The sequence below is a fragment of the Microbacterium foliorum genome (assembly GCF_003367705.1).
Lineage (GTDB): Bacteria > Actinomycetota > Actinomycetes > Actinomycetales > Microbacteriaceae > Microbacterium > Microbacterium foliorum.
On record NZ_CP031425.1, the window covers coordinates 266,825 to 282,720 of the forward strand.

14 protein-coding genes are annotated in these 15,896 nt (G+C 69.0%); 8 read left to right on the forward strand and 6 right to left on the reverse strand.

Features of this window, described 5'->3' with window-relative positions:
• Window positions 1–3: 3 nt before the first annotated feature.
• Window positions 4–1,221, reverse strand: a complete 1,218-nt coding sequence (locus DXT68_RS01285) for an MFS transporter (protein WP_052677627.1) — start codon at window positions 1,219–1,221, stop codon at window positions 4–6.
• A 111-nt stretch (window positions 1,222–1,332) separates the two neighbouring features.
• On the opposite strand from DXT68_RS01285, the gene DXT68_RS01290 reads away from it, so the two are divergent.
• Entirely contained in the window at window positions 1,333–1,638 is a 306-nt protein-coding gene (locus tag DXT68_RS01290; RefSeq protein ID WP_045253088.1) for an ArsR/SmtB family transcription factor, read from the forward strand.
• Between the two features lie 404 nt (window positions 1,639–2,042).
• Entirely contained in the window at window positions 2,043–3,401 is a 1,359-nt protein-coding gene (locus tag DXT68_RS01295) for an HNH endonuclease signature motif containing protein (RefSeq protein WP_045253089.1), read from the forward strand.
• Window positions 3,402–3,547: 146 nt separating this feature from the next.
• Here DXT68_RS01295 and DXT68_RS01300 read toward each other — a convergent pair whose 3' ends face one another.
• Entirely contained in the window at window positions 3,548–4,306 is a 759-nt protein-coding gene (locus DXT68_RS01300) for an SDR family NAD(P)-dependent oxidoreductase (RefSeq protein WP_045253090.1), read from the reverse strand.
• 1 nt (window position 4,307) lies between these two features.
• A complete protein-coding gene (locus DXT68_RS01305) occupies window positions 4,308–4,610 on the reverse strand; it encodes a helix-turn-helix domain-containing protein (RefSeq protein WP_045253110.1) in 303 nt (100 codons plus the stop codon).
• A 71-nt stretch (window positions 4,611–4,681) separates the two neighbouring features.
• Here DXT68_RS01305 and map point away from each other — a divergent pair, with 71 nt between their 5' ends.
• Window positions 4,682–5,452 carry a type I methionyl aminopeptidase gene (map, locus tag DXT68_RS01310; RefSeq protein WP_045253091.1) on the forward strand — a complete coding sequence of 257 codons (771 nt, stop codon included), beginning with the start codon at window positions 4,682–4,684 and terminating at the stop codon, window positions 5,450–5,452.
• Between the two features lie 63 nt (window positions 5,453–5,515).
• Here the strand turns inward: map and DXT68_RS01315 are convergent, their stop codons facing one another.
• Window positions 5,516–7,090: a glycosyltransferase family 2 protein gene (locus DXT68_RS01315; protein ID WP_052677628.1), complete on the reverse strand. Its 1,575-nt coding sequence runs from the start codon at window positions 7,088–7,090 to the stop codon at window positions 5,516–5,518.
• Between the two features lie 144 nt (window positions 7,091–7,234).
• Here DXT68_RS01315 and DXT68_RS01320 point away from each other — a divergent pair, with 144 nt between their 5' ends.
• The 3 genes from DXT68_RS01320 (at window position 7,235) to DXT68_RS01330 (ending at window position 11,716) form a co-directional block, all read left to right on the forward strand.
• Complete coding sequence (locus tag DXT68_RS01320) at window positions 7,235–7,822, forward strand: PadR family transcriptional regulator (protein ID WP_045253092.1); 588 nt, start codon at window positions 7,235–7,237, stop codon at window positions 7,820–7,822.
• 24 nt (window positions 7,823–7,846) lie between these two features.
• Window positions 7,847–9,559, forward strand: a complete 1,713-nt coding sequence (locus tag DXT68_RS01325) for an ABC1 kinase family protein (protein ID WP_045253093.1) — start codon at window positions 7,847–7,849, stop codon at window positions 9,557–9,559.
• A 96-nt stretch (window positions 9,560–9,655) separates the two neighbouring features.
• Window positions 9,656–11,716 carry a BCCT family transporter gene (locus tag DXT68_RS01330; RefSeq protein WP_082068825.1) on the forward strand — a complete coding sequence of 687 codons (2,061 nt, stop codon included), beginning with the start codon at window positions 9,656–9,658 and terminating at the stop codon, window positions 11,714–11,716.
• Between the two features lie 333 nt (window positions 11,717–12,049).
• Here the strand turns inward: DXT68_RS01330 and DXT68_RS01335 are convergent, their stop codons facing one another.
• Together DXT68_RS01335 and DXT68_RS16875 are read right to left on the reverse strand one after the other, a co-directional pair.
• The gene (locus tag DXT68_RS01335) at window positions 12,050–13,630 is read right to left on the reverse strand and encodes an SDR family oxidoreductase (RefSeq protein ID WP_045253094.1); all 1,581 of its coding nucleotides are present in this window, start codon (window positions 13,628–13,630) and stop codon (window positions 12,050–12,052) included.
• Window positions 13,631–13,717: 87 nt separating this feature from the next.
• On the reverse strand, window positions 13,718–13,954 hold the full coding sequence (locus tag DXT68_RS16875; protein ID WP_156149246.1) for a hypothetical protein: 237 nt from the start codon (window positions 13,952–13,954) through the stop codon (window positions 13,718–13,720).
• A 110-nt stretch (window positions 13,955–14,064) separates the two neighbouring features.
• On the opposite strand from DXT68_RS16875, the gene DXT68_RS01345 reads away from it, so the two are divergent.
• Both DXT68_RS01345 and DXT68_RS01350 read left to right on the forward strand, forming a co-directional pair.
• Window positions 14,065–14,235 (forward strand): CsbD family protein, encoded by a 171-nt coding sequence (locus DXT68_RS01345; protein WP_082068826.1) that lies wholly within the window; start codon window positions 14,065–14,067, stop codon window positions 14,233–14,235.
• A 102-nt stretch (window positions 14,236–14,337) separates the two neighbouring features.
• Window positions 14,338–15,894, forward strand: coding sequence for an MFS transporter (locus DXT68_RS01350; protein ID WP_045253096.1), 1,557 nt, complete (start codon window positions 14,338–14,340; stop codon window positions 15,892–15,894).
• Window positions 15,895–15,896: the final 2 nt, after the last annotated feature.

The following is a 15,896-nucleotide window of genomic DNA, read 5'->3' on the forward strand; positions in this document are numbered from 1 at the left end:
TCGTCACTCCGGCTGGCGCAGTCGCAGCACCAGGGCGATGACGGCGAGTGCGATCACGACGATCCCGTAGCCGACGCACACGACGCCGAGGCCGAACAGTCCGACCAGCATCCCCGCGATGACCGCGGGAACGCCGAAGGCGAGATACGCCAGTACGTAGATCACGGCGAAGGTGTCAGCGCGGTCGGTGGCAGGGATGCGGGGAGCCAACGAGGCGACGACCCCAGAGAACGCGGTGCCGAAGCCCATGCCCGTGATCGCGGTGGCGGCGAGGTAGAAAGGCAGCGATGCCAGGCTCAGCGCCACGAGCGACAGAGCGGTGCCGGTCGCGAGCGCGGCCGTGCCGAAGACGACCGAGGTGCGCGGGGAGCGCGTGCGCAGGAGGAACGCGGTGATCGCGCCGACGCCGGCGAGCATCGCGACGGCGAGGCCCTGCCACACATGGGCCTCTCCGCCGAGCTCGGCGCGCACGATGTTCGCGCCGAGAGAGAGGAAGAGTCCGCCCGTCGCCCACCCCGCGATGACCGCGGGGGCTCCGCGCCAGAAGTCCGCGCGGATTGCGACGGGCACCGACAGTCGGAAGCGCAGCGACCCCCAGGCGCCGGGACGCAGCGGTGCGGTCTCGGGGGCGAGCAGGAACAGTGCCGCGAGTACGAGATAGGCCAGGGTCAGCGGAGCGAACACGTCGAGCAGCGGCTGCCCGGTCAGATCGAGGGCGATGCCGGCGAGCAGCGCGCCGAGGGCGAGTCCGATGCCGGGGCTGAGGGCGTTCCAGAGGGCGGCGACCCGAGAGCGCCCACCGGGGGCGAGATCGAGGGCGGCGGCAGAGAGGGCGGCGATGAGCACACCGCTGGCGCCCCCCTGCAGGATGCGCGCGAGTACGAGGGTGGCGACCGTATCGGCGTGCCAGAAGAGGACCATGCTGGCGGCGAGCAGCAGCAGACCGCCGATCACGACGGGGCGCCGCCCGACGTGGTCCGACAGCGAGCCCGCTGAGAGCAGCGCGAGCAGCAGCGCGACCGCGTACACGGCGAAGACGGCGCTGATGACGATCGCGTCGAACCCGATCTCGGCCGCGAGCACCGGATAGAACGGCGAGGGTGCGCTCGCCCCCATCATCATCGCGATCTGGGTCACGATCGCCAGGACGAAGCCGAATCGGGGGCGTCGGATGCCGGAGACCGCCGGCTCGACAGCGGCGGTCGGTGACGTGGTGGTCATGGGTGCTCCGCGCGGTGGGTCGGGTCTGGGACGCGACGTCGTTGAGTTCGACAATCATCGAACTATCGGAGCGTACTCGCCCTCGCGCGATTGTTCAACTATTCTCGAACCATGCCAGGCGACCTCCCGCATCCGGACCGCTCCGAGATTCAGCTCACGGACGTGCTCTTCGCCCTCAGCGACCCCGAGCGCCTGGCCATCACCCGACAGCTCGCCGACGGACCGCTCGACATGGCCGCCTGCCACGCCACCGATCCGAACCTCCCCAAGTCGACGAAGTCGCACTTCATGAAGGTTCTCCGCGAAGCGGGGGTGATCCGCAATGAGCCGCACGGTCGGCGGCGGATGCTGACGCTGCGACGCGACGACCTGGAGGCGCTGTTCCCCGGACTGTTGGAATCGGTGCTGCGGGGGTAGTCCGGTCAGGGGTAGTCAGGGGTGGTCCGGGGTGGTCCGGTCCAGGGTGGTCCGGTCCGGGGTTGGCGCATGGGGTTGCGTGAGCCGTGGGCTGTGTGTGGGCCGTGGGCTTTGGTGGGCTGTGGGACGTGGGCGGTGGGCTGCGCGACGTGGGCTGCGGGCTGTGGTGAGCTGTGCGGCTGTGCGGCTGAGTCGGCATGCGCGGCCGTGTAGCGGCGTCGCTTTGAGTGGCCGGAGGTGGCGTCGTCGCCGCGTGACGCGTGACGCGTGACGCGTGACGCTTGGGCATGTGCGTGCTGCGTGGCGGCATGCCGGCGCGAGTAGGCGCAACGAGCATGCCGGCACCTTGGAATCCACTAGAACATAACTTCGAAACTCGGCATCTGACGCGGTAAAATCGAGGTATGTCGAAGTTGTCCGCTCTCCATCAGGCGATGTCCCGCCTCGATGGGCTGTGGGCTGACGCAGACGATGCCGCGGACCTGTCCCGCGACCGTCTGACCGCGGTGCATTCCGCGACAGGTGAGCTGAGGCGGCTTCTCGATGCCGTCCATGCGGACGTCGCTGCGGTCATCTCTCAGGAGTCGCGCAGTGAGCTGGGTGCCGGCGGGCTCGCGAAGCAGCAGGGATTCCGTTCCGCGGAGACGATGATCGCGGCGACGACGGGAGTGTCCCGCGTCGAAGCGACGCGTCTCGTCGCCGTCGGTGAGGCAACCGCCTCGCGCACCGATCTACGGGGCTCTCGGCTGCCGGCTCGATACCCCGCGCTCGGCGAGGCGCTCACGGCCGGTCGGCTGGGAGTGCAGGCGGCCGGGCTGATCGTCGCGCTGCTGGAGCGCTGTCGGATCTCGGCGGGAACCGACCGCATCGCCGAGGCCGAGCGGATTCTGACAGACAAGGCGACAGGGCTCTCGCTCGACGATGTCCGCAGGCTGGTCACTCGCGCCGATGCATGGCTGGACCCCGACGGACTGGAGCCGAAGGGCGAAGAGATGCGACGTCGTCGGTCGCTGACCATGTTCGAGAGAGACGGGATGCTGCATCTCGACGCCCGAATCGACATCGAGACCGCGGCGCCGATCGTCGCCGCGATTCGCGGGTACGTCACCGCGGCTTTCGCTGCCCGCAAGGATGCTCCCGACGCGAATGCTCCCGATGCCGATGCTCCCTATGTCGACCGCCGCACGGTGCCGATGCTCCAGATCGACGCTCTCGCACTCTTCTGTGCGCACGTACTCGGATGCGAGGGTGAGAGCTTGCCTCTCGCCGGCGCCACGGTGGTCGTGCGTATCACGCTCGACGATCTGCAGTCCGGCACGGGCTGCGCCACGATCGACGGTCTCGACCAGAAGGTCAGCGTCGGCGCGGCGCGGAGGATGGCCGCGAACGGCGGCGTGATCCCGTGCGTTCTCGGCGGCGGCAGCGAGATCCTGGACTGGGGACGAGAGAAGCGGCTCTTCACTCGAGCGCAACGCCTCGCGTTGGTCGAGAGGGACGGAGGGTGCGCGATGTGCGGGCTTCCTCCGCAGATGACCAAAGCGCATCACCTCCGATGGTGGAGCAGGGATCACGGTCCGACCGATCTGTCGAACGGAGTACTGCTCTGCGAGACGTGTCACCATCGGATCCACGACAACGGGTGGGAGATCCGTATCGATGGAGAGGGGGTCGCGGGCAAGGTGTGGTTCATTCCGCCCGAATACGTCGACCCGGAGTGCAGACCCCGGCTCGGGGGCCGCGCGCGATTCGATATGGCGGCATGAGCGCGGTGCGGGCACGCGGTGACGGTGCGGGCCGGGCATGCGGTCGTGCGTTACCAGTGGGCGTTCGGGCATGCGGGCGTGCGGGCGTGCCGGCCTGCGGGCATGCGGTGTCAGCGGGGGTGGGACGTCGGCGCGAAGCGGGGCGCTCAGCGGAAGTACGACGCCCCGTTGAGGTCGAGCACGGTGCCCGAGGCCCACACCGCGGTGGGCGAGGTGAGATAGGCGACCGCATCCGCGATCTCCTCGGGCGTGCCGACGCGCCCGAACGGACTCTGACTGCGGATGCTGTCGCCCTCCGGGCCCGTCAGCGTGGCCGACTGGCGCTCGGTCGCGACCATGCCCGGGGCGACCGAGGTCACCGAGATGCCGTGCGGTGCGAGCGTGAGCGCCATCGACTGGCCGAAAGCCTGCAGCCCCGCCTTGGTCGCCGCGTACGCGGGATGATCGGCCTCGCCGCGAGACGCACCGCGCGAACCGACGTTCACGATCGACCCGCCGCTTCCGCGCTCGATCAGATGCTGGGCGACGAGCAGCGTGACATTCGAGGCGCCGAACAGGTTCACGGCCGCCATCTCCGACCACGCCTGCTGCCACTGCGCATAGGGCACGTCGTCGGCGCGGTGCGCGTTCGCCGCACTCGGGGCCACGGCCGCGTTGTTCACGAGGATGTCGAGCGAGCCGAGTGCCGCGATAGCCTCCATCACCACCCGCTGCGCCTCGGCCGGGGTGCCGAGATCGCCGCCCACGATGGCGTGACCCGAGCCCTCGAGCGACGACAGGGTCTCTTCGGCGGCGGCGCGATCCCGTCCGTAGTGCACAACCACGTGGTCCCCGCGGCGCGCGAGCACCTGTGCGATCGCCCGCCCGATGCCGCGGGAGCCGCCGGTGATCAGCGCATTCGCCATCTCAGGACGCGATCTGCGCGTGACCGGGGGCATGCACGGTGGCAGGCACGGTGGCAGGCACGGCGGGCTCCACCTCGGCCCACACCGCGTCGAGCGACAGGTGCAGTACACCCGCGATCGCCGCGATCGTCGAGAACGCCGGGGTGGCCACGCGGCCCGACTCGATCTTGCGCAGCGTCTCGGGAGACACGCCGGCGTCGAGGGCGACGCTCAGCATAGAGCGCTCGCCGCGCGCGCGCCGCAGCAGGGCTCCCAGGCGCTCGCCGCGCTCGACCTCGGCGGGAGTGAGGGGCATCCGAACCATCATGTGCCGATTCTAATACCGGGATAGTATTACCGGGATAGTTATTGGACCTACAGGAATCGGAGACCACCATGATCGAGATCCTCGACAGCGACCAGCTGGGCCGCGCGCGGGATGCCGGCGTGCTGGTCGGCCGCATCCTGCAGGCGCTGAAGGTGCGGGCGCGCGTGGGGGTGAATCTGCTCGAGCTCGACCGGTGGACGAAGCGCATGATCGAGAATGCCGGGGCGACGTCATGCTACGTCGACTATGCCCCCTCGTTCGGCCGTGGGCCCTTCGGACACTATCTCTGCACCGCCGTGAACGACGCGGTGCTGCACGGTATGCCGCACGACTACGCCCTGCTCGACGGAGATCTGCTCACCCTCGACCTCGCGGTGACCCTGCGCGGGATCTCCGCCGATGCCGCGATCAGCTTCGTGGTGGGAACCACGGCGGCATCCGCAGACCTGGCGATGATCGACACGACCGAACGCGCGCTCGCCGCCGCCATAGCCGTGGCCCGCCCCGGCGCTCGCATCGGCGATCTCTCGCAGGCGATCGGCGCGGTGCTCAGCACGGCCGGATACCCGATCAACCTCGAGTTCGGCGGCCACGGCATCGGATCGACCATGCATCAGGATCCGCACATCGCCAACGACGGCCGTGCCGGTCGCGGCTATCGACTGCGCCCCGGCCTGCTGCTCGCGATCGAGCCGTGGGTCATGGCCGACACCGATGTGCTGGTGACCGACGCCGACGGATGGACCCTGCGCAGCGCGACGGGTTGCCGCACCGCCCACACCGAGCACACGATCGCGATCACGGATGCCGGCGCCGAGGTGCTCACGCTCGCCCGCTGAGCGCGCGGCGACCCCGACCCCGATCCCGTGCCCGACCCGATCCCGATCCGTACTGAGCGCGCGTTACTTCTTCGGCGATCCGCTCCGCAGGCGGCGTGCGGCGCGACCGGCGAGATCCTTGAGGCGGCCACCCGGCCACTGGCGGCGCAGCTCCACGCCGCCGTCGGGGCCGACAACCGGGGTGCAGGTGCGCCCGGCGAGCAGCGGCGAGCGTCCGGCCGCGGCGAGCGTCGCCGCATCCGCAGTGAGGGGCACATCGAAGGTCCAGCCGGCTCGGCGCACCGCCACGAACAACGGCGCACCGGTCGATCGGTCGTCCCGGTCGAACACCTTGAGCGGGTCGAGCGCGACCTTCACGGCATCGAGCTTGCGCGGATGCGTGCCCGAGATGTGTCGCTCGACACCCGCCGCCGGGTCGCGCAGAACCAGTCCGACCCGATCGTTCTGCAGTTCCTTCTTCGCCTCGAGCAGGGCGGTCGGCAGACCGTCCACAGCCAGGGGCAGCGACGTGAGCATGCCGGTGCCCGGCTCGAACACCAGTGCATCCCGACCGTCGTGTGTGATCGACACCGCGAGCGTCAGATGCAGGCCGCCTCCGCGCGACCAGCGCGCTGAGGTGACGGTGGCGCGACACTCCATCTCGTCCTCGAAGCGGGCGTACGTCAGCAGGTCTGCCCGACGATCGGCCCGCAGCAGGGCGGCGCGGATGCGGTTCGGGAACGACAGGCCTGCGTCGACTCCCGGGCCGAATCGCCGCTCGGCGAGGGGAGCGACCACGTCGAGCAGGCGTTCGCGATAGTCGTCGGGGTAGCGGACCATCTGCCGGCCGGTGAGACGCTTCAGGACCTTGCCGCGGAACCAGTGCCGCAGCAGACGATCGCGAAGACGACCGGGTTCGGTGTAGCGCTCGACCAGATCGAGAACGGCTTCGAGGTGCGGGTAATACGACTCGGGGTCGATCCGCGCTGCGCTCGCACTGCCCGGATGCTTCACCCAGGCGTAGCACGGCCGACTCGCGAGGATCGAGATCTTCGAGGCCTCGAAGTACGCGCGCATCACGAACAGGTGGTCTTCGAGCCGCACCTTGCCGTCGGGGAAGCGGATGCCCTTCTCGCGCAGGAAAGCCGTGCGGAACATCTTGTGCGGGGTGAGCATCTCGAGCAGCGGGTCATCGCCGAGGCGGGCATTCGGGATGTCCTTGCGGAAGATGCGGGCGGGCAGTCGGCGACCGATGCCCATCTCCTTGCCGAGGATCACATCGGACCCGTGCAGATCGGCATAGTCGCACAGCGCCTCGAGCGCGCCGTCGTAGAGCCAGTCGTCCTGATCGACGAACTGGATGTAGGTGCCGCGCGCATCGTCGATGCCGTGGTTGCGCGGGGTGCCCGGCCACCCGGAGGGAGCGAGGTAAGCCACGCGGATGTACGGGCGGTCGCGCGCGATCTCGACCAGCCGCGCGGCGGTCTCCTCGCCCGAACCGTCGTCGCACAGCAGCACCTCGAACCGGGAGTGGTCGAGAGTCTGCCGGTCGAGCGAGGCGATCAGATCGTCGAACGATGCGCCCGGCTTGAAGACGGGAACGACCACGCTGACGCGCAGAGGGGCGGGTGCGGGCGCGGCGGCAGCAGAATTCGACATCGAAGGTAGTAAACCACCCCCACCTGCGCGGTGCATGGCCCTTGCGCACAGGAAGACGCCGTGCTGGAGGCCGGGAATTCCCACCCCGCACACAGGGTTAACGATATATCGTTGACTATCGCTCACCACACCCGGGAGGTCACCATGAACAACGCATTCCCCTCGAACCCGTTCGGCGGATCCGGCTTCGGCGCGGGCCCCGGCGGACCCGCATCCGCGATCTTCGATGCCATGGACCAGCTCCGCAAGTCGTTCGAGCAGCGCCCCAGCGGCGGCTCCCGCATGGCCAAGGGCGACGTCCGCACCGCCGTGCTCTCGCTCCTCGCCGAGCGGCCCATGCACGGCTACCAGATCATCACCGAGATCGCCGATCGCAGCGGTGGATCCTGGAAGCCCAGCGCCGGCTCCGTCTACCCGACGTTGCAGCTGCTCGCCGATGAGGGCCTGATCGAGGCCGATGAGCAGAACGGTCGCAAGACGTACTCGCTCACCGAGGCCGGCCGTGCAGTCGCATCCGAGCACACCGAGACCCGCGCTCCGTGGGAGCCGCAGCACAAGGGCGAGAATCTGCACGACAACCCGCGATACTCGGCACTGCCGAAGGCGGGCGTCGATCTGGCCGCCGCCGCGGCGGCCGTCGGACGCAGCGGCAGCACCGAGCAGGTGCAGCAGGCGGTCGAGATCCTCGACGAGGCCCGCCGTAGGCTGTACTCGATCCTCGCTCAGGACTGATCGCACACGAACCAGGGACGACATATGACGGATGCTGCGGCGCACGGCGCCCACCGTGCCCGGTACCGCCGCATCCTGTCGTTCGCGGCGCGCGAGCTCGTCAAGATCTGGTGGTTCGAGCTCATCCTGCCGCGCCTCGGGCTGCGCTCGGTCGCCGAGCGCACCCGCTCGTCGCGGATGCAGCGCTTCGCGAGGCGATTCCACGTGCTCGCGGTCGAGCTCGGCGGCCTGATGATCAAGGTCGGGCAGTTCATGTCCTCGCGCCTCGACGTGCTGCCGCCGGAGATCACGAAAGAGCTCGAAGGGCTGCAGGACGAGGTCCCGGCCGTGCCGTTCGCCGACATCCGACGGGCGGCCGAAGCCGAGCTCGGACGCCCGCTCACCCAGGCGTTCGCATGGTTCGATGAGACGCCCGTGGCCGCAGCATCCCTCGGTCAGGCGCATCGTGCGCGCCTGACCGCACAGGATGCCGCCGACACCGGTCTCGGGCACGTGGTCGTCAAGGTGCAGCGACCCGGCATCGACGAGATCGTCGCCGTCGACCTCGCGGTGCTGCGTCGAGTCGCGCGCTGGCTCACCCGCGTGCGACTGGTCGCAGACCGTGTCGACGCCCCGGGGCTCATCGAGGAGTTCGCGGTCACGAGCCTCGAAGAGATCGACTACCTGCACGAGGCGGCCAGCGCCGAGCGGTTCCGCGAGAACTTCGCCGGCGATGCGCGCATCGGCGCCCCCGAGATCGTGTGGGAGCGCTCGACCAGGCGCGTGCTCACCCTCTCCGATGTGACGGCGATCAAGATCAACGACGTCGAGGCGCTGCGGGCGGCCGGCATCGATCCGTCCGAGGTCGCCGACGTGTTCGCCGAGGTCATGTTCGACCAGGTGTTCACCCACAGCTTCGTCCATGCCGACCCGCACCCCGGCAACATCTTCGTGACGCCCGTGCCATCGGAAGGCTCCGAGACCGAGCGGGCGGGCCGGAACTTCCGCCTCACCTTCATCGACTTCGGGATGATGGCCGAGGTGCCCGACAACCTGCGCGCGGGCCTGCGCACCCTGCTCATCGCGGTCGCCGGTCGCGACAGCAAGGGTCTCGTCGCCGCCGCGCAGGAGATCGGCGTGCTGCTGCCCTCTGCCGACACCGCCGAGCTCGAGCGTGCGCTGCGTGCGCTGTTCGCCCGCTTCGGCGGCATGGGCTTCGCCGAGCTGAGCACCGTCGATCCGCGTGAGTTCGCGGACTTCGCCGACGAATTCGGCGACATGGTGCGCTCGCTGCCCCTGCAGCTCCCCGAGAACATGCTGCTGCTGATCCGTGCGGTCTCGCTCACCTCGGGCATGTGCTCGAGCCTGGATCCCACGTTCAACGTGTGGGATGCCGCCGAGCCGTACGCCGGGCGCCTGCTGCGCGACGAATCGGGCAACCTGATGCAGGAGATGGCACAGCAGGCGATGGAGACCATGGCGGTCACCTACGGTCTGCCGAAGAAGATCGACGCGATCATCACGCGCGTCGACGACGGCAACGTCACCTTCGACACTTCGCGTCTGGAGAGGCGTCTCGACCGGCTCGAGGGCATCGCCCGCCGTATCGGCTCAGGAGTGCTGTTCGCGGCGATGCTGGTCGGGGGAGCGCTGCTCGTCCCCTCGATCGCTCCGCTCGGCATCACGCTGATCTGCGTCTCGGGGCTGCCACTGCTGCACTCGGTCTTCGCGGGTGTGGGGCGCCGCGCACCGCGCTGACAGAGCGCTGACCCCGTGCTGACAGAGCGCGGACCCCGTGCGGAGGCCGCCGGGCGGGCCGGTGCTTGCAGCCCGGGCATGGGAGAATCGATTCTCATGGGCACACCGAACGATGAGTCATCTGAGAGTTCCGACGCCCACGCGACGGCGAGCACGCCGACGACGGGCACCGTGAGAGCAGCCGAGACCGCACGCAAGATCGTGCGCGACATAGCGGCCGTACCTCCACCACCCAGCGTGCACCCCGCCCTCATCCCCGGCGTATCGGTCGAGGAGACGGGCCGCACCTACCGCACCGATCCGCTCGTCTTCGGATCGGCGGCTGCCTTCACCGTCGCCTTCATCGCCTGGGGCGTCTTCGCCGGCGACAACCTCGCGGGCACCACCTCGACGGTCCTCGCGTGGGTGGTCGAGTACTTCGGCTTCTTCTTCACGACGATCGCCACCGTCATCCTCGTCTTCATGCTGTTCGTGGGCTTCAGCCGATACGGCCGGATCCCCCTCGGACGCGACGACGAAGAGCCCGAGTTCTCGATGTTCTCGTGGATCTCGATGCTGTTCGCCGCCGGCATGGGCATCGGCCTCGTTTTCTGGGGAGCGGCCGAGCCGCTCACCTTCTTCGAGAGCCCCCCGCCAGGCACCGTCGAGGCCAACACTCTCGAGGCGATGCACACGGCGCAGGCGCAGGTGCTCTACCACTGGGGGCCGCAGGCCTGGGCGTTCTATGCCCTGGTCGGTGGCGCGATCGCCTACGGTGCCTTCCGCCGCGGTCGCACTCCGCTGATCTCGTCGATCTTCGCCCCGCTGCTCGGCGAGGGCCGCACCACCGGGCCGCTCGGCCGCACGATCGACATCTTCTCGATCATTGTCACCCTGTTCGGCACCGCCGCCTCGCTCGGCCTCGGCGCCCTGCAGATCGGCCACGGCGTCGAGATCGTCAGTGGTATCGGCGAGCTCGGCAACGGCGTGCTCATCGCCGCGATCGCCGTGCTCACCGCCTGCTTCATCGCTTCGGCGGTGTCGGGTGTCTCCAAGGGCATCCGCGCGCTGTCGAACATCAACGCGGTCGTCGCGCTGCTGCTCGCCTTCTTCGTGTTCTTCGTCGGTCCGACGCTGCTGATCCTCAACGTCATCCCCTCGGTCGCCGTGCAGTTCCTCGGCGACCTGCCCGAGATGGTCGCCCGCTCGGCCTCGCAGGGCGACGAGGCGCAGGCGTTCCTGTCGAGCTGGACGATCTTCTACTGGGCGTGGTGGATCTCGTGGTCGCCGTTCGTCGGCATGTTCATCGCCAAGATCTCGCGCGGCCGGTCGCTGCGCCAGTTCGTGTCGGTCGTCATCGTCGTGCCCGCCGTCATCTCGCTCATCTGGTTCGCGATCTTCGGCACGACCGCCATCCAGCAGCAGATGGACGGCGCGAACCTCACGGTCGATCCGCCCGAGGAAGTGCTCTTCGGAGTGCTCGAGAACCTGCCGTTCCCGCTGATCACCAGCATCGTGCTCATCCTGCTGATCTCGATCTTCTTCATCACGGGGGCGGACTCCGCATCCCTGGTCATGGGCACGCTGTCTCAGCAGGGGCGGCCCGAACCGTCTCGCTGGGTCGCGGTCGTCTGGGGTGTGCTGGTCGGCGTCATCGCCGCCGTGCTGCTCGTCACCGGCGAAGAGGGCGCAGGCCTGCGATCGCTGCAGAACGTGACGATCATCGCCGCACTGCCGTTCGCGGTGATCATGGCGTTCATGATGGTCGCGTTCATGAAGGACCTGCGGCGCGATCCCCTCATCCTGCGCGACCGCTACGCCCGCATGGCCGTGCGCCACAGCGTCATGGCGGGCCTCGAGGAGTACGGCGACGACTTCGCCCTCGTGCCCGTCGAATACGACCACTCCGAAGACGATCTCGCCTGGATCGACGAGGCCGAGGTCGACGACAGCCTCGCTGAGGTCTATGCGACGGCCACGGAGTCGATCGACATCATCCCGGATGCCGGCGCCCTCGCCGCAGGGGATGCGGGATCCGCTTCTGGTGCTGGTGCTGGTGCTGATTCTGGTTCTGGTGCTGGTGCCGGTGCTGGTTCTGGTTCTGGTGCTGGTGCGGGTGCTGGTTCCGATGCCGACCCGGGAGCCGATCCGGCCGGACTCGCCGAACGCCCCTCTTGACGCCAGGTGCGTAACTGACCCCGCGCACGGTTTCGGCTCGGTGCGGGGTCAGTTTCGCATCCGAATCGGCTGTTTGCGGTGCGGAATCGACCCCGGCTGCCAGCGCGGTGCGGAATCGACCCCGGCAGAGGGCGCGGTGCGGAATCGACCCCGGCTGGATCGGGGATGCAGAACGGGCCTCGCACGTGTTTCCGGATGCGACGTCTACCCTCCCCCACGGTTTCGGCTCGGTGCGGGGTCAGTTGTGCATCCGAATCGGCTGTTTGCGGTGCGGAATCGACCCCGGCTGCCGGCGCGATGCGGAATCGACCCCGCCTGCCGGGGACGACCGGGTCAGTCCGCCGCGACGGGCTCGACGGGCACCGCGGCGGCGTCGGTGATGCGGGCCGCCATCCCGGCGAAGATGAACCCGTGGAAGGGCAGCACGCCGAGCCAGTACATCCGGCCGAGGAGTCCGCGAGGGAAGAAGACGGCACGCTGCTCGTAGCGCGATCCGTCGCCGTCGGGCAGTGCCCGAAGCTCGAGCCACGCCTCGCCCGGCACCTTCATCTCGGCGCGCAGTCGCAGCAGACCGCCGCTGGCGGGCGACGACTCGGTCGCGCGCCCCGGCTCCTCGACGGCCTCGACACGCCAGAAGTCGATCGCGTCGCCGACCCGCGCCTCGACCTTGCTTCGACGTCCGCGGCGCAGCCCGACACCTCCGACGAGCCGGTCCATCCAGCCGCGCACGGCCCACAGGAACTTCGACGAGTACCATCCGTTCGACCCGCCGATGCCGATGATCACGCGCCACAGCCCGTCGACGGGGGCAGCCGTCTTCAGCTTGCGTGTGTCGGTGAACACCGTGCGGCCTGCCCATTCGGGATCGCTGGGCAGCGGATCGCTCGGCGCGCCCGTCACCTCGGCATCCTGCCAGCTCGTCTCGATCGTGTCGGCGTCGACGCGACCCAGCGCGAGCGACACGGCCGTGCGATACGGGGTCAGCCCGCTGTCGGGACGGGGGATGAGGTCGTCGATCGCGTGGTCCTTCACGATGCACTCGTTCTGCAGCGACGCGACCAGGGGGCGGGCGATAGACCGGGGCACCGGCGTCACCAGGTTCACCCAGTGCGATGCCAGCCCGGGGGTGAGCACAGGCAGAGCTGCGATGGCCCGCTGCCGCAGCCCCGCTTCGAGCGCGTAGCCGTTCATCATCTGGCCGTAGCGCAGCACGTCGGGGCCGCCGATGTCGACCGCGGTGTTCACGTCGTCGTCGACGCGGGCGGCGCCGAGCAGATAGTGCAGCACGTCGCGCACGGCGATGGGCTGGATGCGGTTGCGCACCCACTTCGGTGCCGGCATGTAGGGCAGCACGTCGGTCAGGTGCCGGATCATCTCGAACGACGCCGATCCCGACCCGATCACGACGCCGGCCTGCAGCACCAGCGTCGGCACACCGGATTCGAGGAAGATCTCGCCGACCCGCACGCGCGAGCGCAGGTGCGGGGACAGCTTCGCATCCTCGGGGTGGAGGCCGCCCAGATAGACGATGCGCCGCACGCCGGCCTTCGCCGCGGCATCCGCCACCGTCGTCGCCGCGAGCTCGTCGCTCTCCTCGAACCCCTTTCCGGCGCTCATGGAGTGGATCAGGTAGTAGACGACGTCGACGTCTGCCATGGCCGCGGCGACGGCATCCGCATCGTCGGCCGAACCCTCGACGATCTCGGACTCGGAACCCCAGGGGAACGATGCGGCGCGTGCGGCGTCGCGGGCGAGGACCCGCACGCGGTAGCCGGCGTTGAGCAGGCGTGGGGTGAGGCGTCCGCCGATGTATCCGGTGGCGCCGAGGACGAGGGCGCGCGGGGCGTCTCCGTCGTCGTGGGGGAGGGCGCGCAGCGCCTCTTCGTGCCCGGTGGGCTGGGTGAGCTCCGTCATGTTTCGAGAGTAGGCCGGTCCGGGAGAAATATCGCTAGGGTGACAAATCACTAGTTCACCTAGTAATCTTTAGCGCGAGGAAGGTGATCACATGTCCAGGGCAATGAATTCCCCCACCCGCGTCTCCCCAGCTTCGTTCGACGCATCGTCTGCGCTCTCGACGGCGGTCAGCCTCGCACCGTTACCCGCCAGCGAGGCTGTGGGGCGCGCGACCGGTGTCGGACGCGCGCCCCTGACTGCCGCGGCACGCCATGGGGCTTGGCGTGCCGCGGCATTGGTCGCGCTGATCGCCGCGGCGACGATGCCGCTCATGATGGCGGCCACGTTCGCCCTCCCGCTCTGACTCCCCCAGAGGACCACCGCAGAAGCACACCGCAGAAGCACGCTGCAGAAACACCGCAGAAGACCACCGCAGAGAAGAGAAAGGATCCCCCATGGGACTCGATGACAAGATCAAGAACGCCGCTCAGGACCTCGCCGGCAAGGCGAAGGAGACCGTCGGCAAGGTGACCGACAACGAGAAGCTCGAGGCCGAGGGTCGCGCCGAGCAGGCCAAGGCCAACGTCAAGAAGGCCGGCGAGAACGTCAAGGACGCTCTCAACTGAGAACGCTCTGCACCGAGCGGGGAGGCGGCGAAAGTCGCCTCCCCGCTTCATGTCCGGGCCCGAATACCCGGACCGGCCACCACGAGAGAGATGATTGACGGCATGTCCGATCCCTTGAAGAACCAGGTCCCGACCCTGTGGCAGCGACTCGTCCGTCGACTGCGACCGGTGAAGAACGAACCGCGGCGCCTCACCGTCGAGGACGTCACCGTGGTCGACCGCCCGATGCTGCGCCGCGCCGTGGCCGGCACCGTGGTCGGCAACCTCATGGAGTGGTACGACATCGGCGTGTACGGCTATCTCGCCGTCATCATCGGACGCGCGTTCCTGCCCGATGCCTCCGCGGGGGCCCAGTCGCTCTTCTCGCTCGGCGTCTTCGCGGTGACCTTCGTCGCCCGTCCGCTCGGCGGCATCGTGCTCGGCCAGCTCGGCGATCGCCTGGGTCGTCAGCGCGTGCTCGCGTTCACCCTGATCATGATGGCCGCAGCGACCTTCCTCATCGGCGTGCTGCCCGATTTCTCGGTCATCGGCGTCTGGGCGCCGATCCTGCTGATCGTGCTCAAGCTCGCCCAGGGCTTCTCGACGGGCGGCGAGTACGCCGGTGCCACCACGTTCATCACCGAGTACGCGCCCGACAAGCGGCGCGGCTTCTACGCCTCGCTCCTCGACCTCGGCTCGTACATGGGCTTCGCGATCGGCGCCGCCTTCGTCTCGATCCTCCAGCTCACCCTCTCGGCCGAGACCATGCAGGGCTTCGCCTGGCGCATCCCGTTCCTCGTGGCACTGCCGCTGGGACTCATCGCGATCTACTTCCGCCTCAAGATCGAGGACACCCCCGCCTTCCAGGAGGCGCAGGATGCCTCTGCGCGCGCATCCGACGAAGCACAGGCCGCGGCGGATGCGCCGAAGGGCGTGCTCGCGCTGATCCGCGCGTACTGGCGCGAGCTCCTGACGGCGTTCGTGCTCGTCGCCGCCGCGAACACGGTCGGCTACGCGCTGACGTCGTACATGCCGACCTACCTGACCGGAACCCTCGGGTACGACGAGGTGCACGGCACCCTGCTGACGCTGCCCGTGCTGGTCGCGATGGCCCTGTGCATCCCGCTCACCGGCAAGCTGTCCGACCGCATCGGTCGCAAGAAGGTGCTGTTCGTCGGCTCGATCTCGGCGATCGTCCTGGCTGTTCCCGCGTTCCTGTTCATGATGCACGGCGAGATCTGGTCGACGCTGCTCGGCCTGGCGCTGCTGGCCTTCCCGGTCACCTTCTACGTGGCGAACCTCGCGTCGTCGCTGCCCGCGCTCTTCCCGACGTCATCGCGGTACGGCGGTATGGGCATCTCCTACAACCTGGCCGTCGCCCTGTTCGCAGGTACCGCTCCGGTGGTCATGGAGGCCCTGGTGCAGATGACGGGGTCGTCGCTCGCGCCGGCCTTCTATGTGATCGGAACGTCGATCGCCGGCTTCATCGCCGTCGTCGTGCTGAAGGAATCGGCGCGGCGCCCGCTGCCGGGCGCCATGCCGAGCGTGCAGTCTCACGAAGAGGCCGTCGAGCTGGTCGAGACGCAGGAGGACAACCCCGATCTCGATCTGGACGAGCTGTTCCCCGAGCGTCTCGCCGACGCGGACGTCGAGGGCGAGACGGCGGCCGAGAAGGCCTGAGT

Excerpts from the sequence above, each read along its gene's own strand:
- DXT68_RS01305 (WP_045253110.1), bottom strand. The coding sequence starts at position 4,610 with ATGGTTCGGATGCCCCTCACTCCCGCCGAGGTCGAGCGCGGCGAGCGC.
- DXT68_RS01345 (WP_082068826.1), top strand. The coding sequence starts at position 14,065 with ATGGGACTCGATGACAAGATCAAGAACGCCGCTCAGGACCTCGCCGGC.
- DXT68_RS01315 (WP_052677628.1), bottom strand. The coding sequence starts at position 7,090 with ATGTCGAATTCTGCTGCCGCCGCGCCCGCACCCGCCCCTCTGCGCGTC.
- DXT68_RS01335 (WP_045253094.1), bottom strand. The coding sequence starts at position 13,630 with ATGACGGAGCTCACCCAGCCCACCGGGCACGAAGAGGCGCTGCGCGCC.
- DXT68_RS01350 (WP_045253096.1), top strand. The coding sequence starts at position 14,338 with ATGTCCGATCCCTTGAAGAACCAGGTCCCGACCCTGTGGCAGCGACTC.
- DXT68_RS01290 (WP_045253088.1), top strand. The coding sequence starts at position 1,333 with ATGCCAGGCGACCTCCCGCATCCGGACCGCTCCGAGATTCAGCTCACG.
- DXT68_RS01330 (WP_082068825.1), top strand. The coding sequence starts at position 9,656 with ATGGGCACACCGAACGATGAGTCATCTGAGAGTTCCGACGCCCACGCG.
- DXT68_RS01295 (WP_045253089.1), top strand. The coding sequence starts at position 2,043 with ATGTCGAAGTTGTCCGCTCTCCATCAGGCGATGTCCCGCCTCGATGGG.
- DXT68_RS01285 (WP_052677627.1), bottom strand. The coding sequence starts at position 1,221 with ATGACCACCACGTCACCGACCGCCGCTGTCGAGCCGGCGGTCTCCGGC.
- map (WP_045253091.1), top strand. The coding sequence starts at position 4,682 with ATGATCGAGATCCTCGACAGCGACCAGCTGGGCCGCGCGCGGGATGCC.
- DXT68_RS01300 (WP_045253090.1), bottom strand. The coding sequence starts at position 4,306 with ATGGCGAATGCGCTGATCACCGGCGGCTCCCGCGGCATCGGGCGGGCG.
- DXT68_RS01325 (WP_045253093.1), top strand. The coding sequence starts at position 7,847 with ATGACGGATGCTGCGGCGCACGGCGCCCACCGTGCCCGGTACCGCCGC.
- DXT68_RS01320 (WP_045253092.1), top strand. The coding sequence starts at position 7,235 with ATGAACAACGCATTCCCCTCGAACCCGTTCGGCGGATCCGGCTTCGGC.